The sequence below is a fragment of the Streptomyces stelliscabiei genome (assembly GCF_014873495.1).
Classification (GTDB): domain Bacteria; phylum Actinomycetota; class Actinomycetes; order Streptomycetales; family Streptomycetaceae; genus Streptomyces; species Streptomyces bottropensis.
Window position 1 is genome coordinate 7,480,985 of record NZ_JADBGF010000001.1, and the last position, 26,847, is coordinate 7,507,831.

General features: G+C 71.2%; 22 protein-coding genes and 2 pseudogenes. 12 read left to right on the forward strand and 12 right to left on the reverse strand.

Translation table 11 applies throughout. The annotated features are described in order from the left end of the window. Positions 1 to 18 precede the first annotated feature (18 nt). The 7 genes and pseudogenes from H4687_RS33285 to H4687_RS33315 form a co-directional block, all read right to left on the reverse strand. Positions 19 to 777, reverse strand: coding sequence for an LAETG motif-containing sortase-dependent surface protein (locus H4687_RS33285; protein ID WP_046917398.1), 759 nt, complete (start codon positions 775 to 777; stop codon positions 19 to 21). A gap of 193 nt (positions 778 to 970) precedes the next feature. Continuing rightward, on the reverse strand, positions 971 to 2,095 hold the full coding sequence (locus tag H4687_RS33290) for an LOG family protein (RefSeq protein ID WP_046917397.1): 1,125 nt from the start codon (positions 2,093 to 2,095) through the stop codon (positions 971 to 973). A 133-nt stretch (positions 2,096 to 2,228) separates the two neighbouring features. Next, positions 2,229 to 2,636 (reverse strand): VOC family protein, encoded by a 408-nt coding sequence (locus H4687_RS33295; protein WP_046917396.1) that lies wholly within the window; start codon positions 2,634 to 2,636, stop codon positions 2,229 to 2,231. A gap of 113 nt (positions 2,637 to 2,749) precedes the next feature. Further along, positions 2,750 to 4,036, reverse strand: coding sequence for a hypothetical protein (locus H4687_RS33300; protein WP_046917395.1), 1,287 nt, complete (start codon positions 4,034 to 4,036; stop codon positions 2,750 to 2,752). 230 nt (positions 4,037 to 4,266) lie between these two features. Further along, positions 4,267 to 4,977, reverse strand: a pseudogene (locus H4687_RS33305) (ABC transporter ATP-binding protein); the annotation flags it as partial. A gap of 249 nt (positions 4,978 to 5,226) precedes the next feature. Then, positions 5,227 to 6,591, reverse strand: a complete 1,365-nt coding sequence (locus tag H4687_RS33310; protein ID WP_046917393.1) for an aspartate aminotransferase family protein — start codon at positions 6,589 to 6,591, stop codon at positions 5,227 to 5,229. 19 nt (positions 6,592 to 6,610) lie between these two features. Further along, complete coding sequence (locus H4687_RS33315; RefSeq protein WP_078531442.1) at positions 6,611 to 7,126, reverse strand: Lrp/AsnC family transcriptional regulator; 516 nt, start codon at positions 7,124 to 7,126, stop codon at positions 6,611 to 6,613. Between the two features lie 164 nt (positions 7,127 to 7,290). On the opposite strand from H4687_RS33315, the gene H4687_RS33320 reads away from it, so the two are divergent. The 4 genes from H4687_RS33320 to H4687_RS33335 all read left to right on the forward strand — a co-directional run bounded on the left by H4687_RS33320 (position 7,291) and on the right by H4687_RS33335 (position 12,540). Further along, complete coding sequence (locus tag H4687_RS33320) at positions 7,291 to 8,727, forward strand: gamma-aminobutyraldehyde dehydrogenase (RefSeq protein ID WP_046917392.1); 1,437 nt, start codon at positions 7,291 to 7,293, stop codon at positions 8,725 to 8,727. Positions 8,728 to 9,404: 677 nt separating this feature from the next. Then, entirely contained in the window at positions 9,405 to 10,064 is a 660-nt protein-coding gene (locus H4687_RS33325; protein ID WP_046917391.1) for a YceI family protein, read from the forward strand. Between the two features lie 84 nt (positions 10,065 to 10,148). Beyond that, a complete protein-coding gene (locus tag H4687_RS33330; protein ID WP_046917390.1) occupies positions 10,149 to 10,697 on the forward strand; it encodes a hypothetical protein in 549 nt (182 codons plus the stop codon). A 148-nt stretch (positions 10,698 to 10,845) separates the two neighbouring features. Beyond that, positions 10,846 to 12,540 carry an RNA polymerase sigma factor gene (locus tag H4687_RS33335; RefSeq protein ID WP_046917389.1) on the forward strand — a complete coding sequence of 565 codons (1,695 nt, stop codon included), beginning with the start codon at positions 10,846 to 10,848 and terminating at the stop codon, positions 12,538 to 12,540. Positions 12,541 to 12,563: 23 nt separating this feature from the next. Here H4687_RS33335 and H4687_RS33340 read toward each other — a convergent pair whose 3' ends face one another. Next, the gene (locus H4687_RS33340) at positions 12,564 to 13,253 is read right to left on the reverse strand and encodes a glycerophosphodiester phosphodiesterase (protein ID WP_050398724.1); all 690 of its coding nucleotides are present in this window, start codon (positions 13,251 to 13,253) and stop codon (positions 12,564 to 12,566) included. 22 nt (positions 13,254 to 13,275) lie between these two features. Further along, positions 13,276 to 14,498: pseudogene (locus H4687_RS33345) on the reverse strand (adenosine deaminase). 79 nt (positions 14,499 to 14,577) lie between these two features. On the opposite strand from H4687_RS33345, the gene H4687_RS46775 reads away from it, so the two are divergent. Beyond that, entirely contained in the window at positions 14,578 to 15,477 is a 900-nt protein-coding gene (locus H4687_RS46775; RefSeq protein WP_225966901.1) for a DUF4190 domain-containing protein, read from the forward strand. 82 nt (positions 15,478 to 15,559) lie between these two features. Here the strand turns inward: H4687_RS46775 and H4687_RS33355 are convergent, their stop codons facing one another. Then, entirely contained in the window at positions 15,560 to 16,126 is a 567-nt protein-coding gene (locus H4687_RS33355) for an NADAR family protein (RefSeq protein WP_179860000.1), read from the reverse strand. 212 nt (positions 16,127 to 16,338) lie between these two features. On the opposite strand from H4687_RS33355, the gene H4687_RS33360 reads away from it, so the two are divergent. From H4687_RS33360 to H4687_RS33390, 7 genes are all read left to right on the forward strand, one after another. After that, on the forward strand, positions 16,339 to 17,874 hold the full coding sequence (locus H4687_RS33360; RefSeq protein WP_046912853.1) for a gamma-aminobutyraldehyde dehydrogenase: 1,536 nt from the start codon (positions 16,339 to 16,341) through the stop codon (positions 17,872 to 17,874). Between the two features lie 56 nt (positions 17,875 to 17,930). Next, positions 17,931 to 19,178 carry an ABC transporter substrate-binding protein gene (locus tag H4687_RS33365; protein ID WP_046912854.1) on the forward strand — a complete coding sequence of 416 codons (1,248 nt, stop codon included), beginning with the start codon at positions 17,931 to 17,933 and terminating at the stop codon, positions 19,176 to 19,178. Next, positions 19,175 to 20,341: an ABC transporter ATP-binding protein gene (locus H4687_RS33370; RefSeq protein ID WP_046912855.1), complete on the forward strand. Its 1,167-nt coding sequence runs from the start codon at positions 19,175 to 19,177 to the stop codon at positions 20,339 to 20,341. The genes H4687_RS33365 and H4687_RS33370 overlap by 4 nt, the downstream gene beginning before the upstream one ends. Then, positions 20,341 to 21,270: an ABC transporter permease gene (locus H4687_RS33375; protein ID WP_046912856.1), complete on the forward strand. Its 930-nt coding sequence runs from the start codon at positions 20,341 to 20,343 to the stop codon at positions 21,268 to 21,270. Before H4687_RS33370 ends, H4687_RS33375 begins: the two co-directional genes overlap by 1 nt. Next, complete coding sequence (locus tag H4687_RS33380) at positions 21,271 to 22,071, forward strand: ABC transporter permease (protein ID WP_046912857.1); 801 nt, start codon at positions 21,271 to 21,273, stop codon at positions 22,069 to 22,071. Between the two features lie 34 nt (positions 22,072 to 22,105). Next, positions 22,106 to 23,524 carry an NAD(P)/FAD-dependent oxidoreductase gene (locus H4687_RS33385; protein WP_046912858.1) on the forward strand — a complete coding sequence of 473 codons (1,419 nt, stop codon included), beginning with the start codon at positions 22,106 to 22,108 and terminating at the stop codon, positions 23,522 to 23,524. A gap of 200 nt (positions 23,525 to 23,724) precedes the next feature. Then, on the forward strand, positions 23,725 to 24,201 hold the full coding sequence (locus H4687_RS33390; RefSeq protein WP_046912859.1) for a hypothetical protein: 477 nt from the start codon (positions 23,725 to 23,727) through the stop codon (positions 24,199 to 24,201). Between the two features lie 90 nt (positions 24,202 to 24,291). On the opposite strand, the gene H4687_RS33395 is transcribed toward H4687_RS33390, so the two are convergent. Together H4687_RS33395 and gabT are read right to left on the reverse strand one after the other, a co-directional pair. Further along, positions 24,292 to 24,978 (reverse strand): phosphatase PAP2 family protein, encoded by a 687-nt coding sequence (locus H4687_RS33395; protein WP_046912860.1) that lies wholly within the window; start codon positions 24,976 to 24,978, stop codon positions 24,292 to 24,294. A 477-nt stretch (positions 24,979 to 25,455) separates the two neighbouring features. After that, positions 25,456 to 26,799 carry a 4-aminobutyrate--2-oxoglutarate transaminase gene (gabT, locus tag H4687_RS33400; RefSeq protein ID WP_046912861.1) on the reverse strand — a complete coding sequence of 448 codons (1,344 nt, stop codon included), beginning with the start codon at positions 26,797 to 26,799 and terminating at the stop codon, positions 25,456 to 25,458. Positions 26,800 to 26,847: the final 48 nt, after the last annotated feature.

A 26,847-nucleotide genomic window follows, 5' to 3' on the forward strand; every position in this document is an offset into this window, starting at 1 on the left:
GCTCTGACAAGCGTCTGATCAGCGTGTGGAGGCCCCACGCCGCCGCATGCTGTAGTACACGGCACCGGCGCCGAGGGCGACCAGGGCTGCCGCGGCACCGGCGATCGGGCCGGTGTTCGCGTCGCTGCCGGTCTCGGCGAGGTTGGAGTCGCCGCCGGTCTCGGTGAGACTGGAATCGCCCTCGGGGGAGGGGGCGTTGTTGTCGTTCGAGCCGACGGGGGTGGTGCCCTCGGACGCGGACGGCGTGGGGGACGTCCTGGTCTCGGAGGGCTCGTCCTCGCCCTTGCCGTTGCCCTTGCCCTTGCCGTTGCCCTGACCCTTGCCGTCCGAAGGCTTCTCCGGGCCCTTGGAGGCGGCCGGCGGGGTGTCCGCCTTGGTCCCGCAGGCCTTGGAGGGGGCGATCAGGTTCGGCTTGATGTCGTCGTCGACGTAGTTCTCCGCCGTGATGTGGACGCGGTACTCGGCCTTCGGCTCCCAGTCCTCCTCGAAGGTGATGGTGACACCGTCGGCGGTGGAGTCGGTGATCGTCCTGCTGCCGACCTGACGCAGGTCGGCCCCGTTGTTCTCCAGATAGACGGTGACCTCGGCCTCGACGCCCAGGGGGTCCACGTCGGTCACGCGGATGACGCCCTTGTCACCGTCGCACGCGGCGACGGCGGAGAAGTCCTTGATGCTGCAGGCCATGGCGTTGCCGGCAGCGCCGAACACGAGTGCGGCGGACGCGACGGCAACACCGACATAGCGCGAAGTCCGCGCGGTACGGAGAGATATGGACACTTTTGCCCTTCACGGGAAGCACAGGGGAGTGGGGGTGACGGAGGGCCGCCGGAGGGGCGGCTTCCCCATGTGCCTCACAGGTTTATAAGCGCGCCGTAAGGACTGTCAATCCGAAGAACTGTTTGAGCGGCCCGCCGTGCCCGCTTACCGGCCCTCCGCGGGGTTGACGCGGGGTCAAAGGCCCCCGCGCATCTCACCTCCCGAGACGCGCCAGAGCCTCCGGAGCCTCCTCGATCCGGTCCACCAGCGCGATCCGGGTCTCCATCGTGCGCCCCTGGGCCAGCGACCGGAGCAGCGGCCAGGCGGGCAGCCTCTCGGTCCAGTGGGCGCGGTCGACGAGGACCATGGGGGTCGGTTCGCCGCGCGACTCGTAGTAGTTGGGGGTCGCGTTGTCGAAGATCTCCTGGAGGGTTCCGGCGGCGCCCGGAAGGAAGACTATGCCGCTGTTCGAGCGGGCGAGGAGGCCGTCCTCACGGGTGGCGTTGGCGAAGTACTTGGCGAGGTGCGAGGCGAACGGGTTCGGCGGCTCGTGGCCGTAGAACCAGGTGGGGATGCCGACGGAGGTGCCGCCCCTCGGCCAGTGGGTGCGCACCTCGAAGGCGGCGCTCGCCCACTCGGTGATCGAGGGCGTGAACTTCGGCGCCTTCGCCAGGAGTCGCAGCGACTCGGCGAGCATCCCGTCGTCGTACGGGGCCGCGTAGGCGCCCAGGTTCGCCGCCTCCATGGCGCCCGGACCGCCGCCGGTGGCGACGGTGAGACCCGAGCGGGCCAGGGTGCGGCCGAGGCGGGCGGCGCCCTCGTACGCCTCGGTGCCGCGGGCCATCGCGTGGCCGCCCATCACGCCCACCACCCGGGCGCCGGAGAGGAGTTCGTCGAGGGCGTCCGAGACGGAGTCGTCGTGGACGGCGCGCAGCAGGGAGGCGTAGACGTCCCGGTCGGCCTTGGTCCGCTGGAACCAGGCGTACGCGAGGGCGTCGGGTGTCGCCTCGTAGCCGCCGTCCGACAGGGACGCGAAGAGTTCGTCGGGGGAGTAGAGCAGACCGCGGTAGGGGTCGAAGGGCAGGTCGGGGACGGGCGGGAAGACCAGGGCGCCGTCGGTGCGGATCTTCGCCGCGGCCTCCTCGCGCATCGGGCAGCCGAGGAAGACGGCTCCGGCCGTGGCGGTGGTGAGCAGTTCGCGCGTACGGTCCGTCAGGTCGACGGCCTGGACCCGGAATCCGCGGAGGGTGCCACGTGCCGAGACGATCGCGTCGAACTCCTCGATCGTCTCGATCTCGTGGTCGTCGTGGTGGGCCGCGTGGGCGGGCATCGTCTGCACCCGCCCATGCTAGGGCGCTCCGGCGGGCAGGGGCGGAGGCCCCTACGAGGTGGGGGCGGCCGCGTGTGAGCGGCCGCGGGTGGGCGGAGTGGTCGCTCACGCCCTTCCCGACGCCCCTTGCCGCGCGGCTGCCTCAGCCCTCGATCGCGGCCGGGTCCATCCAGACGACCTCCCAGGTGTGGCCGTCGAGGTCGTCGAAGGCGCGGCCGTACATGAAGTCCATCTCCTGGACCTTCTCCGACGCGGTGCCACCGGCCGCGACCGCCTTCTCGACCAGCTCGTCCACCTTCGCGCGGCTCTCGGCGCTCAGACAGAGCATCACCTCGCTGGTCCTGGTGGCGTCCGCGATCTCCTTGTTGGTGAAGGACGAGTAGAACGGCTTGGTGAGCAGCATCGCCACGATGGTGTCGCTGATCACGACGGAGGCCGCGTTCTCGTCGCTGAACTGGGGGTTGAGCGTGTACCCCAGCTCCGTGAAGAACTTCTTCGAGGCGTCGAGGTCGTTCACGGGCAGGTTGATGAAGATCATCTGCTGGTACATGGCGAGGTCTCTTCCGTCCGTCTCGGTCCGTTCGGTTCCGGTCCGTTCGAAGGGGTAGACCGGGGGGCCCCGAGGAACTCATCGGTGCGCGCGAACTTTTTTCGTACGGGTTTTCAGGCGGCCAGCGGGAGCGCGGCCAGCTGGGCGACCGTCCAGGTCAGAGGGCCGAACACGGCGAGCAGGGCTCCCGCGCGGAGCAGGGCAGCCTGCCGGGGCAGAGCGCTGGACGCCCCCAGCCGCACCAGCGCGGCCGTGGTGTCCGCGCGCGCCCTCCGGGCCTCCACGGCGGCCGTCGCGAGGGTGAGCACGGCGCAGCCGGCCACCACGAGCGCGCCCAGCGTGGTGAGCGGGCCGACCGTGGGGCGCACGCCGGAGGACAACGTGGCCATGGCGTACGCCCCGGAGGCCACCGCGCAGACCACCCCGAGCGGGCGCCCGATGCGCCGGGCCTCTTCCTGGAGCACGCGCCCGGACAGCAGGCGCAGTGCGCCGGGGCGGGCGGACTGGAGCAGGCGCCCGGTGAGGTGGGCGAGCCCCGGTCCGATGAGGACCAGCCCCAGGGCGGTGAGCAGCCAGCCGCCGAGGACACCGGCGGGGCTGTCCGCGAAGCCGCCGGGGAGGGTGAGGCCGGAGCCGTCGTGGGACTGACCCGCGTACGTCTCGACGGCGAGGCCGACGGCGAGCACGGTGATGCCCCAGGGGAGGCCGCCGGGGGCGGAGCGCGGAGCCGTCGGTCCCGGCGGCTCGGGGGCGGCCGCGGGGGCGTCGGCCGTGTCGTCGGGCTCCTCCTCGTACCGGGTGGCGCCCGCCGGGGACGCGGCGCGTCGGCCGACGGCGAAGGTGTCGTACGCCATGAAGCGCGTCCGGAGGCCGGCGGGCCGGGGCCCGGTGCTCTCGGGGCGCAGGACGAGGGCGGTCGCGACACAGGCGGCGGCCGGTACGAGGGCGAGGAGGGTGAGGGCGGCCGGGAGGGGCAGGGGGTGACCGGCGGCGAGGACGTCGGCGGCGGCGCCGTCGAAGGGCATGCCGGTGAGGTCGCCGCGCAGATGCAGGAAGAACAGCAGGGCCAGGAGCGAGCCGAGGACGGTGGACAGGGCCGTGGTGACCGCCGAGACGGCCATCAGCCGGCCGGGGCCCAGGCCGACCGCGGACAGGCCGGGGCGGGGCCGGGTGCCGGGGTCGGTGCGGGCCACCGTCACCGCGAAGTACACGGTCGCGGCGGCGGGTGCGACGCACCAGGCCAGCCGCAGCACCGAGCCGGCCGGGGCGTGCGGGTGGGTCATGGCGTGCCCGAGGGCGCACAGCAGCAGGAATCCCGTACCGCCGGCGGCCGCGGCGACCAGGAGCCGGCGGAGCTGGACGACGGGGTGGGCCCGGCGGGCTAGGCGGAGAGCGAGCACGCGGCCCGGCCTTCCCCGTCGGCGGCGGCCCGGTCCTCGGAGGCCCCGGCGCCCGGGGCCTGCCCTTCGCCCGAGGGCTCGTCTCCCTGCCGGGCCACGGCCTCGCCGCCGCCGTCGACGGTGGACCGCCCGCCCGGCCCGGCGGGCGAGCGGCCTCCTCGCCCGGCGGCGGGCCCCCCTTCCGCGGAGGCGGTGGGCCGGGGTTTCTGCGCGGCGCGCGGTGGGTGGCCGCCCGCGGCCGTCGGGGCCGGAGGCAGCTGGAGGGTCTTCACCTGGCGGCCGTCCAGCAGGGTCAGCGTGCGGTCCGCGAGGGCCGCGGTCGCGGGGTCGTGGGTGGCGAGGACGACCGTGATGTCGTGCGAGCGGGCGGCGGTGGTGAGGGTGCGCAGGACGTGGGCGTGTTCGGCGCGGTGCAGCGCGGCGGTCGGCTCGTCCGCGAAGAGCACCGTGGGGGCGGCGACCAGGGCCCGGGCCACGACCACCCGCTGGCGCTCGGACTGCAGGAGGGCGTGGGGCCGCTTGCGGGCCGTGTCGCGGATGTCGAGGCGCTCCAGCCACTCCAGGGCGGCGGCCTTGGCGGCCCGGCGGCCGGTGCCGCGCAGCATCAGCGGCAGGGCGGTGTTCTCCCAGGCGTTCAGCTCGGGGACGAGGACCGGTTCGGGGTCGATCCAGCCGAAGCGGTCGAGGCGCAGGCGTTCCCGGGCGAGCGGGCCCATGGTGTGCACGGGAACGCTGTTGAACCACACCTCCCCCCGCTGCGCCCGCAGCTGGCCGGACAGGCACCGCAGGAGCGTGGTCTTTCCGCTGCCGCGCGGGCCGGTGACGGCGAGGATCTCGCCCTCCCGGACGGCCAGCGACACGCCGTGCAGGGCGGGCGAGCCGTCGTGCGCGTAGGTCAGACCACGTGCCCAGAGCACGTCGTTGTCCGGCGGGGCCACCATGGGCGTACACCTCGGTTCGGATCAGGGTTGCCGGGGGAGCCCCCCGTCCGGGGGAACGAAGGCAGGGCCGATCGGTTACAGGGGCACGCTAGGGAGTCAGGGCGGTGGGGGCCGGACAGCACACGGCCCGGGACGCCCCCATCTCACTCGGATGGGGGCGTCCCGGGCCGTTCGGGGGACGCGTGGCGGCGCGGGCCGTGTGCACCGGTTCGGCGGCGGGCCGCACCTGTCGGTGGTGCCCGCCCGGGCCTACAGCAGCTTCCACGCCTCCGTCAGCGTCGCCCGCAGGATCTGCTCGATCTCGTCGAAGGTCGACTGGTCGGAGATCAGCGGCGGCGCGAGCTGGACGACCGGGTCGCCGCGGTCGTCGGCCCGGCAGTAGAGGCCGTTCTCGAACAGCTTCTTCGACAGGAAGCCGTAGAGGATCCGCTCGGTCTCGTCCTCGTCGAAGCTCTCCTTCGTCGCCTTGTCCTTGACCAGCTCGATCCCGTAGAAGAAGCCGTTGCCGCGGACGTCGCCGACGATCGGCAGGTCGTACAGCTTCTCCAGCGTGGACCGGAACGCGTCCTCGTTGTCGAGGACGTGCTGGTTGATGCCCTCGCGCTCGAACAGGTCGAGGTTGGCGACGCCGACGGCCGCGGAGACCGGGTGGCCGCCGAAGGTGTAGCCGTGCAGGAAGGTGTTGTCGCCCTTGTAGAAGGGTTCGGCTATGCGGTCCGAGACGATGCAGGCGCCGATCGGCGAGTAGCCCGAGGTCATGCCCTTGGCGCAGGTGATCATGTCCGGGACGTAGCCGAACTTGTCGCAGGCGAACATCGTGCCGAGCCGGCCGAAGGCACAGATGACCTCGTCCGACACCAGCAGCACGTCGTACTGGTCGCAGATCTCGCGGACCCGCTGGAAGTAGCCGGGCGGCGGCGGGAAGCAACCGCCCGCGTTCTGCACCGGCTCCAGGAAGACCGCGGCGACCGTTTCCGGGCCCTCGAAGAGGATCTGCTGCTCGATCTGGTCGGCGGCCCAGCGGCCGAAGGCCTCGGGGTCGTCGCCGAAGATCGGGGCGCGGTAGATGTTGGTGTTGGGGACCTTGTGCGCGCCCGGCACCAGCGGCTCGAAGGGGGCCTTCAGGGCCGGCAGGCCGGTGATGGACAGGGCGCCCTGCGGGGTGCCGTGGTAGGCGACCGCGCGGGAGATGACCTTGTACTTGGTCGGCTTGCCCTTGAGCTTGAAGTACTGCTTGGCGAGCTTCCAGGCGGTCTCGACCGCCTCACCGCCGCCGGTGGTGAAGAAGACCTTGTTCAGGTCGCCGGGCGCGTAGGAGGCGATGCGTTCCGCCAGTTCGACGGCCTTCGGGTGGGCGTAGGACCACACCGGGAAGAAGGCCAGCTCCTGCGCTTGCTTGAACGCGGTCTCCGCCAGCTCGGTGCGGCCGTGGCCCGCCTGGACGACGAAGAGACCCGCGAGACCGTCGAGGTACCGCCTGCCCTTGTCGTCGTAGATGTACGTGCCCTCACCCCGGACGATGGTCGGCACCGGGGCGTTCTCGTACGAGGACATGCGGGTGAAATGCATCCACAGGTGGTCGTACGCGGTCTGGCTGAGATCCTTGGGGCTCACGGGTATCGCGTCCTCACGGTTATCGGGTTCCCCACATGTAGGTCTGCTTCTTGAGCTTGAGGTAGACGAAGCTCTCCGTCGACCGCACGCCGGGCAGGGTCCGGATGCGCTTGTTGATGACTTCCAGGAGGTGGTCGTCGTCCTCGCAGACGACCTCCGCCATCAGGTCGAAGGAGCCGGCGGTGATCACGATGTACTCGACCTCCGACATGGCTGTCAGCGCGTCCGCCACGGGATCCAGGTCGCCGTCGACGTTGATGCCGAGCATCGCCTGCCGCCGGAAGCCCACGGTGAGCGGGTCCGTGACGGCGACGATCTGCATCACGCCCTGGTCGAGCAGCTTCTGGACGCGCTGGCGCACGGCCGCCTCGGAGAGGCCGACGGCCTTGCCGATCGCGGCGTACGGCCGTCGCCCGTCCTCCTGCAGCTGCTCGACGATGGCGAGGGACACGGCGTCCAGCTGCGGAGTGCCGTTCCTGGGCTCCCTGGAGTCCTTCTGGTCTGAGCTTCGACTGGCCACGGGGTCACTGTGCACGACGTCTCGACAGTTCCGCAAGGCTGGATCGATGTAATTCGTTGTTTACGGGTCCGTAGCTTGCGGATTTCGCAGCAAGTGAGGTGTCGGGGGTGTTGAAAACGTGGGGCCGCGGATTAGGGTGGTGTCTCAAGGAATGGACACCCACATCTGGAGGGCCGGCAGTGAGCACCGAGCTGCGTCGTCTGCGTAACTACATCGACGGGGAATTCCGTGACGCCGTCGACGGACGGACCACCGAGGTGGTCAACCCCGCGACGGGCGAGGCCTACGCGACCGCGCCCCTGTCCGGCCAGGCCGACGTCGACGCGGCGATGGCCGCCGCCGAGGCCGCGTTCCCGGCCTGGCGCGACACGACCCCGGCCGAGCGCCAGAAGGCCCTGCTGAAGATCGCCGACGCGTTCGAGGAGCGGGCCGAGGAGCTCATCGCGGCGGAGGTGGAGAACACGGGCAAGCCGATCGGGCTGACCCGCTCCGAGGAGATCCCGCCGATGGTGGACCAGATCCGCTTCTTCGCGGGTGCCGCGCGGATGCTGGAGGGCCGGTCGGCCGGCGAGTACATGGAGGGGATGACCTCCATCGTCCGCCGTGAGCCGGTGGGCGTCTGTGCCCAGGTCGCGCCGTGGAACTACCCGATGATGATGGCCGTGTGGAAGTTCGCGCCGGCGATCGCCGCCGGCAACACGGTCGTGCTGAAGCCGTCGGACACGACGCCGGCCTCGACCGTCCTCATCGCGGAGATCATCGGGGCGATCCTGCCGAAGGGCGTCTTCAACGTGATCACGGGCGACCGTGACACCGGACGCCTGATGGTCGAGCACCCCGTCCCGGCGATGGCGTCCATCACCGGGTCGGTGCGGGCCGGCATGTCCGTCGCCGAGTCCGCGGCCAAGGACGTCAAGCGCGTCCACCTGGAGCTGGGCGGCAAGGCGCCGGTCGTCGTCTTCGCCGACACCGACATCGCCAAGGCCGTCGAGGACATCTCCGTGGCCGGCTTCTTCAACGCCGGGCAGGACTGTACGGCCGCCACGCGCGTGCTGGTGCAGGAGTCGATCCACGACGAGTTCGTGGCCGCGCTGGCCAAGGCCGCCGCCGAGACGAAGACCGGGCAGCCGGACGACGAGGACGTGCTGTTCGGTCCGCTCAACAACCCCCACCAGCTCAAGCAGGTCTCGGGGTTCATCGAGCGGCTGCCTGCCCACGCGAAGGTCGAGACCGGCGGTCAGCGGGTCGGCGACAAGGGGTACTTCTACGCGCCGACCGTCGTCTCCGGGCTGCGACAGGACGACGAGATCATCCAGAACGAGGTCTTCGGGCCGGTCATCACGGTGCAGTCGTTCACGGACGAGGCGCAGGCCGTCGGCTGGGCGAACGGCGTCGAGTACGCGCTCGCGTCGTCGGTGTGGACGAAGGACCACGCGCGCGCGATGCGGATGTCCAAGGCGCTGGACTTCGGCTGCGTGTGGATCAACACGCACATCCCGCTGGTCGCGGAGATGCCGCACGGCGGGTTCAAGAAGTCCGGGTACGGCAAGGACCTCTCGGGCTACGGGTTCGACGACTACACGCGGATCAAGCACGTGATGACGTCGCTGGGCTGAGGCCCTGCCCCGACCGGCCGTGTCTCCGTCGCGCGGCCGGTCGTGCGCTCCCCGCCCTGTACGTGGCTGCGGCCCGTGGGGGCGGGGAACCGACCTGCGGTGGCACGCTGCCCGCAGGTCCCGCCCGCGCGGCACCGGAGGCCGATCGGTCGATCGGTCACCCCCGTCGCCGAGCGGGACGACGGTCGGAGCCCGTCGCCGCCCACGGGCACCCCTGCCGGCCTTGTCGTCCCCGGTCGCTGCCGCCGCCCGCGTACGCGCCGGCCCGAAGGGCTCACGGTCGGCGTCGCCGCCACCGGGGCGCTCGCGGCGAAGTTCCCGGCGAGAACCGGACTCGGCGGGTCGGCGCCGTGGATCTCTGCCCCTACGGTCTCCCTGATCGCGGTCGCGGTCGCGGTCGCGGTCGCGGTCGCGGTCCCGATCGCGGTCCATTCCTGGTCCTGGACCGCAGTTCCGGAGCGCCGAGAAGGCGACCGGTCGGCGCCGCTGATTCCGAGGACTTGTTTCCGGTCACGGCGAGGCGAATCAGCACGGGTGATTCGTGGCGACGCTGTGGAGATAGTGCAATCGTCTGCCGCGTGGTGGCGCTTTATCAGCCTTTCGGGGTCGATGCGGACGCGACGGATCGACGGCAGAAGGGTTGCGGCGTATTCCGTCGTGCCGTAGTTACGTGAACCATGAACCTGTTCACCCGTGCTGCGTCCCTGCGCCGCCCGGCATCCCCCACGGCCTCGCAACTCCCCCACGAGTCGCAGGCGTTCCCTTCCACCGGCCCGTCCGCTCCCGGCCTGGCCATGCTGACCGGCGAATGGATGATCGACGCGGCGCACAGCCGTATCGGTTTCTCCGTCCGGCACGCCCTGGTGACGACCGTGCGCGGAGCGTTCACCGAATATCAGAGCCGGCTCTACTTCGACGGTCGTGATCCCGCGCGGTCGCGGGCCGAGATCGTGCTGTCCACCGCGTCCGTCGACACCGGAGTGCAACAACGCGACGGCCATCTCATGGGCCGCGACTTCCTGGACGCCGCGACCTATCCGCGGATGCGTTTCGTGAGTACCGCCGTGCGCCCGGTGGGCAACGATGTCTACCGCATGGCCGGAGAACTCACGATCAAGAACGTCACCCGTCCCGTGGATCTCGAACTCACCTATATAGGACACGTGATGGATCCGTTCGGCTACGAGCGGGTCGGTTTCGACGGGACGACCACCATCAACCGCTCCGAATGGGGCCTCACCTACAACCAGCGACTGGCGGAGGGCGGAGCCATGGTGAGCGAGAAGGTGCGGCTGCAGTTCGACCTCGCCGTGATTCGCTCGATCCCCGGGGGCTGACGCCCTGTCGCGTTCTCCTGGGGGCCCGGCCGTTGCCGGGCCCCCACTTTTGAACGCGTTCAAGCAGGGGCGTACGCTCCCCGCATGAGCGACAGAGCCGCCCTGTTGAAGGGCATCCGTGCGTGGCTGGTCTTCTTCGTCATCTGTCTGGTGCTGAGTGGTGCCACCGCGTTCCCGCTGGTCCACGAGCTGCGGTTGACCGAGGAGTTGCTGCGGTCGCTGTCCGTCGGGGAGTACCTGCCGGCGTTCGTGGACTGGATCGAGCGCGTCCGGGCCGGGCTGGACGAGGCCGACGCCGAGTACCCGTTCCTCCTGTACGGCACCGACTGGCTGGCCTTCGCGCACCTGGTGATCGCGGTGGCCTTCTACGGCCCCTACCGCGACCCGGTCCGCAACATCTGGGTGGTCGAGTTCGGGATGATCGCCTGCGCGGGGATCATCCCGCTGGCCCTGGTCTGCGGGCCGATCCGGGGCATCCCCTTCTGGTGGACGGTGATCGACATGTCGTTCGGCGTGCTCGGGGTGATCCCGCTGTACGTCGTACGGCAGCGGATCAAGCGGCTGGAGGCGCTCACCGGCGGGTGGGAGGCAGGAAAAACTGTTATCCCCGCCGCCTCCACACCGTCTCCGTAGGGACCCCCTGTCTCCCCCGCACAGGAGCGAGCCCCATGAGCAGTGTGATCTCCGCCTCGGAGCTTCCCCATGTCACCGCGCTGGCTGAGAAGGTTCGGAACGCGGCCGGGTGAACAGGGTGAGGCCGGCGGGACCGGAGGGAACGTACGTGGACGGGCGGCAGTGGCGCTCCACCATCGCGGCCGCGCAGGCGGGGGACCGGCGCGCCCTCGACGAGCTGGTCGCGGGCTGGCTGCCCCTCGTCTACAACATCGTCGGCCGGGCCCTCAACGGTCACGCCGACGTCGACGACGTCGTGCAGGAGACCATGCTGCGCGCGGTCGACAACCTCGACACGCTGCGCGATCCGGACAGCTTCCGCTCCTGGCTGGTCGCCATCGCGATGCGGCAGATACGGGACCGCGCGCGCCGCCGCACCGCCGACCGGCTCGCCGACGCCGACGCCCGCGGCGCGGCGGACTTCGCCGAACTGACCGTGCTGCGACTGCAGTTGGAGGGCCAGCGCAGGGAGGTCGCGGAAGCCGTCCGCTGGCTCGACGACGAGGACCGCCAACTGCTGTCCCTGTGGTGGCTGGAGGTCGCCGGCGAACTCACCCGGCGCGAACTCGCCGCCGCCGTCGGCATCAGCAGACAGCACGCCGCCGTCCGCGTGCAGCGGATGAAGGCCCGCCTGGAGACCGCGCGCGGCATCGTGCGCGCCCTCGACTCCTCCTGCTCCGACCTGGGCCGGGTCACCGCCCGCTGGAGCGGACGGCCCGACTCGGTGTGGCGCAAGCGCATCGCCCGGCACATCCGCGACTGCGCCCGCTGCGACGCCGACGCCGTCCCCGGCGAGGTCGTCGTCCCCGCCGAACGCCTCCTCGTCGGCCTCGCCCTGGTCCCCGTCCCCGTCGGCTTCACCCTGTCGCTGGCGTTCGGCGGGAAGACCGCCGCGGCGGCGACCGCCGCGACCGCCTCGGTGGGCTGGTCCGCCAAGGTGCTCGGCGTCCTCACCAAGCCCGCCGTCGCGGTGACCGCGGGCGCGACGATGGTCGCCGGGGGCGCGTACGTGGTCACACAACCCCCGGGCGAGCGGCCCCCGCAGGTCGCGCCGACCGCGCTGAGCACGGCCCGCGCGCCGGTGGCCGCCGCGCCCCGCGCTCCCGCGCCCGCCGCGTCACGGCCGGCCTCGCCGTCCCCGTCCCTCCCGGCCTCCCCGTCCGTGACCGAGAGGGCCGATCCGTACGGCACCGTCGTCGACGCGGTGGACCGGGCGCCGGACCCGGACACCCCGCCCGCCGCCCTCCCGCGCCGGCCCGAGTCCGGCATCACCAGCAGCGGTGGCCCGCGGACCGTGATGAACCACCGCGGCGAGCACGTGACCTTCACGGGCGAGGGCTATGTCCTGGTCCGCTGGCAGATCTCGCCCCAGTACCGGCCGGGCGGCCTGGTCATGCCGTCCTGGACGGGCCTCAAGGGCAGGCTCTTCCATGTCGCCTCGGGCGGCGGCCGCCGGATGGACGACCCGGTCTCCGCCGACGGCCGGACCTCCGGCATGGGCGGCCCCGCCACCGGATACACCGTCCTGCCCGACGGCACCCAGCAGATGTGGCAGAACGAGTTCTTCTACCTCGACGGCACCGTCACCCTCACCCAGAACGAACGCGGCGCCGACTACGGCATCACCGTCGCCCCCTCCACCTGGACCGCCGTCACCGAGGACCTCGCCCACGGCCCCGACCGCGGTGCCATCCGCTACGGCCTCGTCCGCGACAACGGTGAGGACTCGGCTCCGGTACCGCAGTACGTCACCCGGGGCGAGCCGCAGGACCCGGCGACGGTGGCGCAGCGGTCGCGGGTGTAGGGGCCGGGGCCTCTGGTACCGGCTCAGCGCCCGTGCGGCCGCAGCTCGCACAGCGCGTCGACCCGGTTGGTGGTGATCGAGTCGACGCCCAGGTCCATCAGGCGGCGCATGGAACGCCGGGTGTCGGGGGTCCAGACGGACAGGAGGTAGCCGTCCCGGTGGACGCGGTCCGCCAGGGGGCGGGTGACGAGGCCGAAGCGGTAGTTGAGCCAGCGGGGGCGGATCACGGCGAGGAGGGCGGGGCGGGGTGGGGCGAGGGTCTTCCAGGTGAGGGCCAGTTCGGCGGCGGGGGCGGCGGCGCGGAGGGCCAGCAGGGTGGGCGGGTCGGCGCTGTAGTAGACCCGGTCCTCGGCGTCGTGCTCCCGTACGACGTCGAGGATCTGACGCATCGCCCGGCGGTTCACCGAGTCCGGCAGGTCGATCATCACCCGGCTGTCCTTGGTGGTGAGCAGCGCGTCGGCCAGCGTGGGTACCCCGTCGGCCGTCAGCCCGCGCAGCTCCGCGGCGGAGAGCGCGGACAGCGGCCGTTCCACCTCCCAGAGCCGGTTCAGCGTCGCGTCGTGGAGCAGGACGGGCACGCCGTCGCGGGTCGTGCGCACGTCGAACTCGACGGCGTCCGCGCCCAGTTCGAGCCCGGCTCGCAGGGAGTCGAGCGTGTTCTCGCGGTGGCGGTAGGGGGCGCCGCGGTGGGCGACGGCTGTCAGGGTGCGCATGGGGTGAGGGTTCCCGATCGGGTCAGGGGGTCAGCCAGGCCGAGGTGTAGGTGTCGATCTCGGCGGACAGCCGGGCCTTGCCGGGCGCGTCGAGGAAGGACGCCTCCACGGCGTTCTTCGCGAGCGCGGCCAGCCCCCGCTCGTCGAGGTCCAGCAGACGCGCGGCCACCGCGTACTCGGTGTTCAGGTCTGTGCCGAACATCGGCGGGTCGTCGGAGTTGATGGTGACCGGCACTCCGGCCCGTACGAAGTCCGCGAGGGGGTGTTCGTCGAGGGTGCGGACCGCGCGCGTGGCGATGTTCGAGGTCGGGCAGACCTCCAGGGCGATCCGGTGCTCGGCGAGGTGGGCGAGCAGCTTCGGATCGCCCGCAGCGCTGGTGCCGTGCCCGATGCGCTCGGCGCGGAGTTCGACCAGCGCGTCCCAGACGGTCTCGGGGCCCGTCGTCTCGCCGGCGTGCGGCACGGAGTGCAGCCCGGCCGCGATCGCCCGGTCGAAGTACGGCTTGAACTGCGGCCTCGGTACGCCGATCTCGGGACCGCCGAGCCCGAACGACACCAGCCCCTCGGGGCGCACCCGGTCCTCGGTCGCGAGCCGGGCCGTCTCCTCGGCCGCTTCGAGCCCCGCCTCGCCGGGGATGTCGAAGCACCACCGCAGTACGGTCCCGAACTCGGCCTCCGCCGCCTTGCGGGCGTCCTCGATCGCGGCCATGAAGGCCAGCTCGTCGATCCCGCGCCGGGTGGAGGAGAACGGGGTGATGGTCAGCTCGGCGTACCGCACCTGCTGCCGGGCGAGGTCCCGCGCCACCTCGAAGGTCAGCAGCCGGACGTCCTCCGGGGTGCGGATGAGGTCGACGACGGACAGATACACCTGGACGAAGTGGGCGAAGTCCGTGAACGTGAAGTAGTCCGCGAGCGCCTCGGGATCCGTCGGCACCTTGGAGTCGGGGTGGCGGGCGGCCAGTTCCGAGACGATGCGGGGGGAGGCGGAGCCGACGTGGTGCACGTGCAGTTCGGCCTTGGGCAGACCGGCGATGAAGGCGGGCAGGTCGCGGGCGCCGGAAGTGCCGGGAACGGCGGGGGTCACGGGCACGCCCTGCGTGGTGCGGCGGTCGGTCAAGGTTCCTCCCCGGGAACGGCGTCCGCCCCGGACCGTGGTCTGCGTCGGGGGACGCGGGTGATCGGCTGATCGATGACTCGGGGATCATCGTAGGCGGCGATCCCCGCGCTGACCCCGGGCTCTAGCATGACCGAACGTACAGCTGAGCGCGTGCGGCCGAAAAGCCGACGCGGATCGGCACGAACGTGACAACAGGGGGAACCGCTCATGCCGTCGGACGAGGCACCGATTCCGAAGACACCTGCCGACCCGCAACCGGACCCGTGGGCACCGCCACAGGACCGCGTCCCGACACCGCCGACGCCGGCCGGTGCCGGGGACGCGATACCGGGGGCCGGGGTCGCGCTGGACAAGCAGGCCGCGCCGGGGGCGGGACTCCCGCCCACTGCTCCCTCGGTGCACGACCAGATGACGGTCGCGTCCATGCCGGTTGTGCGGCCGAGCGGCCCGATACCGGCCGGTGCCGGCGGACCGACGCCTCCCCGGGCCCCCACGCCGGCGCCCTGGGCCGGCCCCGACCCGTTCGCGCCGCCGGGCGGCCCGCTGCCCGGTGTGCCCTCCGCTGCGGCCCCCGACCCGTTCGCCCCGCCCGCGCCCCACGCGTCCTACCCGCCGCCCGCGGTCGGTGTGCCCCACGCCGCCGTCCCGCCGCCGCCCCTCAGCCCCGAGGGGCCCGGGCCGGTGCCGTACGGCTACCCGCCGCAGTACCGGGCGGCGTACCCGGGCGACCACGCGCACCCCGGCATGGGGTACCCCGCTCCCGTCGCGGGCTACGCCTGGCCCGCGACGGCGGCGCCGCCGAGCAACGGGATGGGCATCGCGGCGATGGTGCTCGGCATCTGTGCCGCCGCGCTGTTCTGTCTGTGGCCGCTGGCGATCCTGCTCGGGGTCATGGCCGTGATCTTCGGATCCATCGGCCGCGTCAAGGCCCGCCGGGGCGAGGCGACGAACCCCGGGCACGCCCTGGCCGGAATCATCTGCGGAGTGGTCGGCATCCTGCTGGGCATCGGCTTCATCGTCCTGCTCGTCGTGGCGCCCGGCAGCGCAGACACCGACTCGGACACCGACCCCTTCGACGACGGCTACTCCACCTCGCTCTCGCTCTAGCGGGTCCCGCACCCCGCGCCCGCCGGGCGCGAGGGCCCGCCGGGCGGCCACGACGCAGGTCAGCCGCCCCCGGGCGGAGCGCTCAGACGTCGACCCCGCTCAGCAGCCGCTCACGGGCCGCCATCAGCGCGAAGCCCAGCAGGTTGGGGCCCCGCCACCGGGCGGGGTCCATGGCGCGTTCGTCGTCCGCCGCGAGGCCGATGCCCCAGACGCGGTCGAGGGGGCTCGCTTCGACGAGGACGCGGTTGTGCGTGCCGAGCAGGAAGGCCCCCAGGTCGGGGTGGGCGGCGAACTTGTGGAAGCTGCCCTCGGTGACGATCGCGAGGCGCTCCCGCTCCCACAGGGCGTCGTCGAAGCCGCGGACGAGCCGCCCGATCTTCTTGGCCTGCGCGGGGCCCGCCGCGGCCACGGCTCTGCGCTCCGCCTCCGCGTCCCCGAACAGCCGGGCCTTCGACGCCATCATCCAGTGCTCGGCCGTGGCGTACTCCACGCCGTCCACCGTGAACGGCGAGGGCCACCACTGACTCAGACAGCTCGCGCCGATCCGGCCGTCGGGCCGCGGCCGGTGCCCCCAGAAGTGCAGGTACTTGATCCTCGCCCCCGCGCGGACCGCTTCCGTCAGCGTCTCCCAGGAATCGATCTTCTCCATGTCGACGAGTCTGGCAGCCGCCACTGACACTCCGTCCTTGATTTTCGGCCCTGACTCGACACCTGGTCGACAGATTCCGTCGCGTAACCAAAAGGCAACAACGGAATCACTTGTTGGTGCCGCATGGCTCTGTCAGGATCGGCACTCAAATCGAGCTGGAGCTACGCCACCCGCCCCCGGGGACAGAGGGGGCACAGGCGGAGGAGAGCGACATGCAGAACCCGGGCACCGCGACCCCGGACCGATTCCCCGCACAGGACCGCTTCGCGGTCGGCGCGCAGTACGTCGCCGGCCGCCTGACGAAGGGCACTTCCGGCCGCACCCACGCGGTCGTCGACCCCGCGACCGGTGACGAGGTCCTCACCTACGAGCTGGCCGGACCCGACGACGTGGACGCGGCCGTGGCCGCCGCCCGCGCGGCCTTCCCGGGCTGGGCCGCCACGACACCCGGCGAGCGGTCGGACGCGCTGCACCGCTTCGCCGCGGTGCTGGCCGACCGGGCGGAGGAGTTCGCGCGGGCCGAGTCCCTGCAGTGCGGGAAGCCGCTCAAACTGACGCGTGAGTTCGACGTGCCCGGCACGATCGACAACATCGCGTTCTTCGCGGGCGCCGCCCGCCACCTCCAGGGCCAGTCGGCCGGCGAGTACTCGGGCGACCACACCTCCTACGTACGCCGTGAGCCCCTCGGGGTGGTGGGTTCCGTCGCACCCTGGAACTACCCCCTCCAGATGGCGGCCTGGAAGATCCTCCCGGCGGTCGCGGCGGGCAACACGATCGTGCTCAAGCCCGCCGAGTCGACCCCGCTCACCTCGCTGCTGTTCGCGCAGGCGGCCACGGACGCCGGCATTCCCGACGGTGTGATCAACATCGTCACCGGGACCGGCAAGGAGGCCGGTGAGCACCTCGTCGGCCATCCCGACGTGGTCATGACCTCCTTCACCGGGTCCACGGCCGTCGGCAGGCGCGTGGCCGAGATCGCCACCGCGACCCTCAAGCGTCTCCATCTGGAGCTGGGCGGCAAGGCCCCGTTCGTGGTCTTCGACGACGCCGACCTGGAGGCCGCAGCCAACGGCGCGGTCGCGGGCGCCCTCATCAACACCGGCCAGGACTGCACGGCCGCCACGCGCGCGTACGTGCAGCGGCCCCTGTACGAGGAGTTCGTCGCGCGGACGGCCGCCCTCATGGAGACCGTCCGGCTCGGCGACCCCTTCGCCCCGGGCACCGACCTCGGGCCGCTCATCTCGCACGTCCAGCGCGACCGTGTCGCCGGGTTCGTCGAGCGGGCACGCGCGTACGCGCGCGTGGTCACCGGCGGCCAGGCGCCCCAGGGAGAGCTGAAGGACGGCGCGTACTACCGGCCCACGCTCGTGGCGGACGCGGCCCAGGACAGCGAGATCGTCCAGTCGGAGATCTTCGGACCCGTGCTCGTGGTCCTGCCCTTCGACAGCGACGACGAGGGCATCCGGCTCGCGAACGACACCCCGTACGGGCTCGCCGCCTCCGCCTGGAGCCGGGACGTGTACCGGGCCGGCCGCGCCACACGGGAGATCCAGGCCGGATGCGTGTGGGTCAACGACCACATCCCGATCATCAGCGAGATGCCGCACGGCGGCTACAAGGCATCCGGCTTCGGCAAGGACATGTCCGCGTACTCGTTCGAGGAGTACACCCAGATCAAGCACGTCATGTTCGACAATACGGCGATCGCCAGGAAGGACTGGCACCGCACGATCTTCGGGGACCGCTAGCCAATCTCAGGCCGTCCGACCCGCGGCCGCCCACCTTCCCGAAAGGGCATCAGCGCATGGAGCAGTACGAGCCCGACCGCCTGTCGCCGGCCCAAGCGGCCGCCGTGCGGCGCAGCTTCCGCAACGGCCGGGCCGCCATGACACGGCGGTCCCTGTTGCGCGCCTCCGCGGGCGGCGCGCTCGCGGTCGGCGGCCTCGGGACGCTGAGCGCCTGCGGCATCCCCGCGGCCGGCACCACTCGGGGCGGCGTCTCCGCGGAGGACCACTCGGCCGAGGAGAAGACCGTCAACTTCTCCAACTGGACCGAGTACATCGACGTGGACGAGAGCGAGAAGCACCACCCCACGCTCGACCAGTTCAGGAAGCGGACCGGTATCTCGGTCAAGTACACCGAGGACATCAACGACAACGTCGAGTTCTTCGGGAAGATCAAGCCGCAGCTGGCCGCGGGGCAGGACACCGGGCGCGACATCATCGTCCTCACCGACTGGCTCGCCGCCCGGCTCATCCGCCTCGGATGGGTCCAGAAACTGGACGCCTCCAACCTGCCGCACGCCTATGCCAACCTGTCCGCGCAGTTCCGCGACCCGGACTGGGACCCGGGGCGGGCCTACTCCTATGTCTGGCAGGGCATCTCGACCGTCATCGCCTACAACAAGAAGGCCCTCGACGGCCAGGAGGTGAAGTCGATCTCCGACCTGCTCGACAACGACAAGCTCAAGGGCCGGGTCGGCTTCCTGTCGGAGATGCGCGACAGCATCGGCATGACCCTGCTCGACATGGGCAAGGACCCGGCGAACTTCACCGCCGACGACTACGACGCGGCGATCGCGCGGCTCCAGAAGGCCGTCGACAAGGGGCAGATCCGCCGCTTCACCGGCAACGACTACACCTCCGACCTGACCAGCGGCGACTTCGCGGCCTGTGTCGCCTGGGCCGGTGACGTGGTCCAGCTGAAGGCGGACAGCCCGGACATCGACTTCATCATCCCCGAGAGCGGATACATGACGTCGACCGACAACATGCTGATCCCCAACAAGGCCCGTCACAAGACGAACGCCGAGCGGTTGATCGACTTCTACTACCAGCCCCGGCCGGCCGCCGAGCTCGCCGCGTACATCAACTACGTGTCGCCCGTCGACGGGGTGAAGCCCGAGCTGGAGAAGATCGACCCGGATGCGGCGAACAACCCGCTGATCATCCCCGACAAGGCCATGGCCGCGAAGTCGCACGCCTTCCGCTCGCTGAGCTCGAAGGAAGAGACGGCATTTGAACAGAAGTTCGCAAAGCTGACGGGGGCGTGATCACCGTGACGAACAAGACCACCGAGCACAGCGGGGACGTCCGCCTCTCCGGCATCAGCAAGACCTACGACAACGGCTTCACCGCCGTACACCCGCTGGACCTGACCGTTCCCCAGGGCTCCTTCTTCGCCCTGCTCGGCGCCTCCGGCTGCGGCAAGACGACCACCCTGCGCATGATCGCCGGTCTGGAGGAGCCCACCACGGGCACCGTGCACCTCGGTGACCAGGAGGTCACCCGGCTGCCGCCCTACAAGCGGCCGGTGAACACCGTCTTCCAGTCGTACGCCCTCTTCCCGCACCTCGACATCTTCGAGAACGTGGCTTTCGGTCTGCGCCGGCGCGGCATCAAGTCGGTGAAGAAGCAGGTCGAGGACATGCTGGAGCTCGTGCAGCTGGGGGAGCAGGCGCGCAAGAAGCCGCACCAGCTCTCCGGCGGCCAGCAGCAGCGCGTCGCCGTCGCCCGGGCGCTGATCAACACGCCCAAGGTGCTGCTCCTGGACGAGCCGCTCGGCGCCCTCGACCTCAAGCTGCGCCGCCAGATGCAGCTGGAGCTCAAGCGCATCCAGACCGAGGTCGGCATCACCTTCGTGCACGTCACGCACGACCAGGAGGAGGCCATGACCATGGCCGACACGGTCGCCGTGATGAACGGCGGCAGGGTCGAGCAGCTCGGCTCGCCGACCGACCTGTACGAGAACCCGCAGACCACCTTCGTCGCCAACTTCCTCGGCACCTCCAACCTCATCGAGGCCGAGGTCGACTCCCGCATCGGCGGCGAGATCGTGCTGAAGGCGGGCGGCGGCAAGCTGGTGCTGCCCGAGGCGCGGTACTCCGGGCCGACCGCGACCGGCGGCAGGGTGCTGGTCGGCGTCCGCCCCGAGAAGATCTCCCTCACCCACGCCGACGAGGCGGGCGAGATCCCGGTGGGCCGCAACCGGATCACCGGCAAGATCGCCGACTCCTCCTTCATCGGCGTCTCCACGCAGTACGTCATCGACAGCCCCGTCTGCCCCGAGTTCGAGGTCTACGCCCAGAACATCGACCGTGACGACCGGCTGGTGCCCGGCGCCGAGGTCGTCCTGCACTGGAACCCGGCCCACACCTTCGGGCTGGACGCCGCCCAGGACATCGACGCCGGCATCCAGGAAGAGGCGACGCTCTGATGGCGACGCTCACCGAGGCGCCGCCGCCTCTGACCCCGACCGCGCCCGAGAAGAAGCCGCCACGCAGGAGGGGCCGCCTCACGCCGTACTGGCTGCTGCTGCCCGGCATCCTCTGGCTGGTCGTCTTCTTCGCGCTGCCGATGATCTACCAGGCCTCCACGTCCGTGCAGACGGGCTCCCTGGAGGAGGGCTACAAGGTCACCTGGCACTTCGCCACCTACTGGGACGCGCTGTCCGAGTACTGGCCGCAGTTCCTGCGCTCGATCCTGTACGCCGGCGCCGCCACGATCCTGTGCCTCGTCCTCGGCTACCCGCTCGCGTACCTCATCGCGTTCCGCGCGGGACGCTGGCGGAACCTGATCATGATCCTGGTGATCGCGCCGTTCTTCACCAGCTTCCTGATCCGCACCCTCGCCTGGAAGACGATCCTCGCGGACGGCGGCCCGGTCGTCGGCGCCCTCAACACCCTGCACGTCCTGGACGTCACCGACTGGCTCGGCTGGACGGCCGGCGACCGCGTGCTGGCCACGCCGCTCGCGGTGGTGTGCGGTCTGACCTACAACTTCCTGCCGTTCATGATCCTTCCGCTCTACACCTCCCTGGAGCGCATCGACGGACGGCTGCACGAGGCCGCGGGCGATCTGTACGCCAAGCCGGTCACCACCTTCCGCAAGGTGACCTTCCCGCTGTCGATGCCGGGCGTGGTCTCCGGCACGCTCTTGACCTTCATCCCGGCGGCCGGTGACTACGTCAACGCGGACCTGCTCGGATCCACGGACACACGCATGGTCGGAAACGTGATCCAGACGCAGTTCCTGCGCATCCTGGACTACCCGACGGCCGCGGCCCTCTCCTTCATCCTGATGGCCGCGATTCTCTTCATGGTCACGCTCTACATCCGCAGGTCGGGGACGGAGGATCTGGTTTAAATGGCCTTCGCCAACTGGCTCAGGCGCCATCTCGTCGTCATCGCGGGACTGTGCACGCTCGGTTATCTGCTGCTGCCGAACGTCGTCGTCACGGTGTTCTCCTTCAACAAACCGAAGGGCCGCTTCAACTACCAGTGGCAGCAGTTCTCCACGGACGCCTGGCAGGACCCCTGCGGAGTCGTCGGCATGTGCGGCTCGCTCTCCCTCAGCCTCCAGATCGCGTTCTGGGCGACGCTCGGCGCGACCGTCCTCGGCACGTTGATCGCCTTCGCGCTGGTCCGCTACCGCTTCCGGGCACGCGGCGCCGTGAACTCGCTGATCTTCCTGCCGATGGCGATGCCCGAGGTCGTCATGGCGGCCTCCCTGCTCACCCTGTTTCTCAACATGGGCGCGCAGCTGGGCTTCTGGACCGTCCTCATCGCGCACATCATGTTCTGCCTGAGCTTCGTCGTCACGGCGGTCAAGGCGCGGGTGATGTCGATGGACCCGCGCCTGGAGCAGGCCGCCCAGGACCTCTACGCCGGGCCCTTCCAGACCTTCATCAGGGTCACCCTGCCGATCGCCGCCCCCGGAATCGCCGCGGGCGCGATGCTCGCCTTCGCACTCTCCTTCGACGATTTCATCATCACCAATTTCAACGCGGGCTCGACCGTCACCTTCCCCATGTTCGTCTGGGGTTCGGCGCAGCGCGGCACGCCCGTCCAGATCAATGTCATCGGTACGGCCATGTTCCTGGTCGCCGTCCTGCTGGTGCTGGTCTCCATGGTCATCGGCAACCGCCGTGACAAGCAGAAGGCATAGGCCTTTCGCGCACCTTCCGTAGGGAGTTGAAATCATGGCCCCGAGCGCCATGAGCCGTTGGACGAAGTCGCTCTCCGAAGCCCAGCCGGTCCCGTACTGGCTCGAAGACCCGGGCCAACCCCGCCCCGAGCCCGCGCTCACCGGCGCGGAGACCTGCGACCTGCTGGTCGTCGGCGGTGGCTACAGCGGACTGTGGACCGCGCTGCTCGCCAAGGAGCGCGACCCGGGACGGGACGTCGTCCTGCTGGAGGGCCGTGAGGTGGGCTGGGCCGCCTCCGGCCGCAACGGCGGCTTCTGTGCCGCCTCGCTCACCCACGGCCTGGCCAACGGGCTCGCCCGCTGGCCCGACGAGATCCACACGCTGGAGGAACTGGGCGCCCGCAACCTCGACGAGATCGAGGCGGCGGTCGCCCGGCACGGCCTGGACTGCGACTTCGAACGCACCGGCGAGATCGACGTCGCCACCGAGCCCTACCAGGCCCGGGAACTGCGGGACTGGTACGACGAGATCGCCGGCAAGGGCCTCGCCGACGGCGTCGAGTTCCTGGACGCCGACGCGGTCCGCGAGCAGGTCGCCTCTCCGACCTTCCGGGCGGGCCTGTACGACCGCCGGGGCGTCGCCATGCTGCACCCCGCCAAACTCGCCTGGGGTCTCAAGCGGGCCTGCCTGAACCTCGGCGTCCGCGTCTACGAGCACACCCCCGCGCTGAACCTGAAGGCGTACGGCCCCGGCATGGCCGTCCGTACTCCCTACGGTCAGGTCCGTACCCGGCAGGTGGCGCTCGGCACGAACATCTTCCCCAGCCTGGTCAGGCGCGTCCGCGCGTACACCGTCCCGGTCTACGACTACGCCCTGATGACGGAGCCGCTGACCGCCGAGCAGCTGGCGTCGGTCGGCTGGAAGAACCGGCAGGGGCTCGGGGACTCGGCGAACCAGTTCCACTACTTCCGGCTCAGCGCCGACAACCGCATCCTCTGGGGCGGCTACGACGCGGTGTACCAGTACGGCGGCCGGGTGCGGGCCGAGTACGACGACCGGCCCGAGACGTACGCCAAGCTCGCGGGGCACTTCTTCACCTGCTTCCCGCAGCTGGAGGGCCTCCGCTTCACCCACGCCTGGGGCGGCGCGATCGACACCTGCTCCCGCTTCTCGGCGTTCTTCGGCACCGCCCACCAGGGCAAAGTCGCCTATGCGGCCGGTTATACGGGGCTGGGGGTGGGCGCCACCCGGTTCGGCGCCGACGTCATGCTCGACCTGCTCGCGGGCGAGCGCACGGAGCGCACCGAGCTGGCGATGGTCCGCAGGAAGCCGCTGCCGTTCCCGCCGGAGCCCTTCGCCTGGACCGGCATCGCCCTCACCAAGTGGTCCCTGGCACGCGCCGACTCCCACGCCGGTCGCCGCAACCTGTGGCTGAAGGCCATGGACCGGCTGGGACTGGGCTTCGACAGCTGAGGCGCGGACCGGAATGCCGTGCTCAGCGGGGCGCGAAGGCGTGCGCGTGATCAACGGGCGCACGCCCTGCTGAGCCGTGCTACTCCATTCACCACCAAGAAGTGGTCGGAACCCGCGTAATGCCCGGCCGAAACCTCTGTCTGTGCTCCTGACGCGAAAACCGCGTCCGACGAAGCACTAGAGAGAGGAAGGTCCCTGTCATGACTGGGGCCAAGACGGCGGCCGAGTGGCTGGCATCCGTATCACCGGATCCCGAGGCCTGCCGCTGGGAGTGGGAGCGCAACCCCCTGGGGGTCGCCCTGCTTCCGGCCGGCAGGGCCTGGGACGTGCTGATCCTGCCGGGCCTGCTCGGCTATCCCACCCTCGATGTCCTCACCCGCATCATCGACCGGCCCGGACCCGTGCTCGCCGACTTCGGCGACGACCGCATGGGGTTCTTCGTCCCGCCGGGCACGGCGTCGCGGTGGCTCGGCACGGGGGTGCGCAGCGCGGGCGGCGGCACCTGGATCGTGGTGCCGTACCCGGGACGGCAGACCGGCGGAGTCCGCTGGCTGATCCCGCCGGACGGCAGCGGCACCCTCACCGACCCGGCACTGCTCGAACTGGCGATGCACGAGGCGGCGGCGAGCCTCGCCAGGGACGAGGACCGGCAGCCGGGTGAGGATCACATGCGGTGACGGCGGCCGTCCCCCGGCCGCCCGGATGTGGTGACGGCGGCCCTCCCGGCCGCGCGCACCTGTCGGCCGCCCGTGCGGCCGACGCGGACGTCACCCGGGAGAACTCCGGCGTACCCCGGACCACAGCGAGGAGAGCAGCGGCACGCACACGCACCAGCTCGCCACCACGTCGAGCGGCCAGTGGTAGCCCTGGCGCACCAGACCGAAGCCGACCCCGATGTTCACCACGACCGCGAGCACGACGACCGCACGGCGCGCGGGGGCGCCGCGCAGCAGGGGCAGCAGGAGCAGGACGGCGGCGCCGTACGCGACGGAGGCGGTCGCGGTGTGGCCGGACGGGTAGAAACCGGTGCCCGGGCCCATGATCGGCGGACCGGACCGGGCGATGAGCCCCTTCAGCGGGATCACCCAGAGCGGTACGGCGGCCAGCAGGAGCGCGGCCGCGGCGGACGGCCGCCACCAGTGGTCCCGGCCGGCGGCACGCGCACGCCACGCGACGTACAGCAGGACGAGGGCGAGGACCGGGACGGCGACCGTGATGCCGCCGAGGTCGGCGAGGAACTGGGTGGGGGCGCCGCGGTGGACGAGCACGTCGCTGAGGCGTTCGTCCGCGCGGGCCAGGGGGCCGTGCGCGAGGACCTGCCAGGTGATCAGTGCGAAGAGGAGGGCCGGGGCGCCGAGAAGGAGGAGGGCGGCGCGGCGGCCCGGGAGGATGGTCGGCCGTCCTCGAACAGGGGGGGTGGTTCGAGGACGGCCGTCCGGATCGGTGTGCCGCACGCCCCGGGGGGTTTGGGGCGGGCGGCCATCCGATCGGTGAGGAGATCCGGAGCCGGAAGCTCCGGGTGTGTGCGCGAGGGCACGACCAGGGCGAAGCTGGGGAGGCCCCGACCCGGTGTCGCCCACAGTCCCCTGTGGGCGGGGTGTATCTCTCATCTGCTCCAGAACCTACGACAGGGGACGCGGCCACGACAGCCGGAATCGCGACCCGCCATGCACCTTGCACACCTTCTTCACGCGCTCCGACGCTTGTCCACAGGGACCGGAATCCGGGATCGGATTCCGGTTCCGGTTCAGGTCCCGTGCAGCGTGGGACGTCGGAGGCGGGTGGGGCATTCCGTATGCAGGCGCCCCGCAAGAAGAGGGCGGGCGTTCCGTATGAAGGGCGCGGGCGCCACGCGAGAAGGGTGCCGGGCGCCACGCGAGAAGGTGCCGGGCGCCCCGCTGGAACGGGCGCCCGGCACCGTGCGGTGTGGGTCAGACGCCGGTGAACGCCTGCTCGATGATGTCCAGGCCCTCGTTCAGGAGGTCGTCGCCGATGACGAGCGGGGGCAGGAAGCGCAGCACGTTGCCGTAGGTGCCGCAGGTCAGGACCAGCAGGCCCTCCTGGTGGCAGGCCTTCGCCAGCGCGGCGGTCGCCTCCGGGTTCGGCTCCTTCGTCGTACGGTCCTTGACCAGCTCGATGGCGATCATGGCGCCGCGGCCGCGGATGTCGCCGATGACATCGAACTTCTCGGCCATGGCGGTGAGGCGGGCCTTCATCGTCGCCTCGATGCTCTTCGCCCGGGCGTTGAGGTCGAGTTCCTTCATCGTCTCGATCGAGCCGAGGGCGCCCGCACAGGCGACGGGGTTGCCGCCGTAGGTGCCGCCGAGGCCGCCCGCGTGCGCCGCGTCCATGATCTCCGCGCGGCCGGTGACGGCGGCGAGCGGGAGGCCGCCGGCGATGCCCTTGGCGGTGGTGATCAGGTCCGGGACGATGCCCTCGTCCTCGCAGGCGAACCACTGGCCGGTGCGGCAGAAGCCCGACTGGATCTCGTCGGCGACGAAGACGATGCCGTTGTCGGCGGCGAACTCGCGGATCGCGGGCAGGAAGCCCTTGGCCGGCTCGATGAAGCCGCCCTCGCCGAGCACCGGCTCGATGATGATCGCGGCCACGTTCTCCGCGCCGACCTGCTTGGCGATCTGGTCGATCGCCTGCGCGGCGGCCTCGGGGCCCGCGTTGTCCGGACCGGTCGGCCAGCGGTAGCCGTAGGCGACGGGCACGCGGTACACCTCGGGCGCGAACGGGCCGAAGCCGTGCTTGTACGGCATGTTCTTCGCGGTCAGCGCCATCGTGAGGTTGGTGCGGCCGTGGTAGCCGTGGTCGAAGACGACCACGGCCTGCCGCTTGGTGTACGACCGGGCGATCTTCACCGCGTTCTCGACGGCCTCGGCGCCGCTGTTGAACAGCGCGGACTTCTTGGCGTGGTCGCCCGGGGTCAGCTCGGCGAGGGCCTCGGCGACGGCGACGTAGCCCTCGTACGGGGTGACCATGAAACAGGTGTGCGTGAAGTCCTGGAGCTGGGCGGTGGCCCGGCGGACCACGGCCTCGGCGCTGGCGCCGACGCTCGTGACGGCGATGCCCGAGCCGAAGTCGATCAGCCGGTTGCCGTCGACGTCCTCGATGACGCCGCCGCTCGCGCGCGCGGTGAACACCGGCAGCACCGACCCCACCCCCGCCGCGACCGCGGCGACACGACGGGCCTGCAGCTCCTGGGACTTCGGTCCGGGGATGGCGGTGACTACGCGGCGCTCCTGGGGAAGCGGCGGAAGGGCGGTCATGGGAGCTCCCTGGTGATCGTGCGTCTGTACGACTTGGGGCGTACGGGG

What these genes read in the sequence shown, in the direction of transcription:
- H4687_RS33295 (WP_046917396.1), bottom strand. Translation starts at nt 2,636, where the DNA reads ATGTACCAGCAGATGATCTTCATCAACCTGCCCGTGAACGACCTCGAC.
- H4687_RS33325 (WP_046917391.1), top strand. Translation starts at nt 9,405, where the DNA reads ATGAACCTGTTCACCCGTGCTGCGTCCCTGCGCCGCCCGGCATCCCCC.
- H4687_RS33330 (WP_046917390.1), top strand. Translation starts at nt 10,149, where the DNA reads ATGAGCGACAGAGCCGCCCTGTTGAAGGGCATCCGTGCGTGGCTGGTC.
- H4687_RS33340 (WP_050398724.1), bottom strand. Translation starts at nt 13,253, where the DNA reads ATGCGCACCCTGACAGCCGTCGCCCACCGCGGCGCCCCCTACCGCCAC.
- H4687_RS46775 (WP_225966901.1), top strand. Translation starts at nt 14,578, where the DNA reads ATGCCGTCGGACGAGGCACCGATTCCGAAGACACCTGCCGACCCGCAA.
- H4687_RS33355 (WP_179860000.1), bottom strand. Translation starts at nt 16,126, where the DNA reads ATGGAGAAGATCGATTCCTGGGAGACGCTGACGGAAGCGGTCCGCGCG.
- H4687_RS33360 (WP_046912853.1), top strand. Translation starts at nt 16,339, where the DNA reads ATGCAGAACCCGGGCACCGCGACCCCGGACCGATTCCCCGCACAGGAC.
- H4687_RS33365 (WP_046912854.1), top strand. Translation starts at nt 17,931, where the DNA reads ATGGAGCAGTACGAGCCCGACCGCCTGTCGCCGGCCCAAGCGGCCGCC.
- H4687_RS33375 (WP_046912856.1), top strand. Translation starts at nt 20,341, where the DNA reads ATGGCGACGCTCACCGAGGCGCCGCCGCCTCTGACCCCGACCGCGCCC.
- H4687_RS33380 (WP_046912857.1), top strand. Translation starts at nt 21,271, where the DNA reads ATGGCCTTCGCCAACTGGCTCAGGCGCCATCTCGTCGTCATCGCGGGA.
- H4687_RS33385 (WP_046912858.1), top strand. Translation starts at nt 22,106, where the DNA reads ATGGCCCCGAGCGCCATGAGCCGTTGGACGAAGTCGCTCTCCGAAGCC.
- H4687_RS33390 (WP_046912859.1), top strand. Translation starts at nt 23,725, where the DNA reads ATGACTGGGGCCAAGACGGCGGCCGAGTGGCTGGCATCCGTATCACCG.
- gabT (WP_046912861.1), bottom strand. Translation starts at nt 26,799, where the DNA reads ATGACCGCCCTTCCGCCGCTTCCCCAGGAGCGCCGCGTAGTCACCGCC.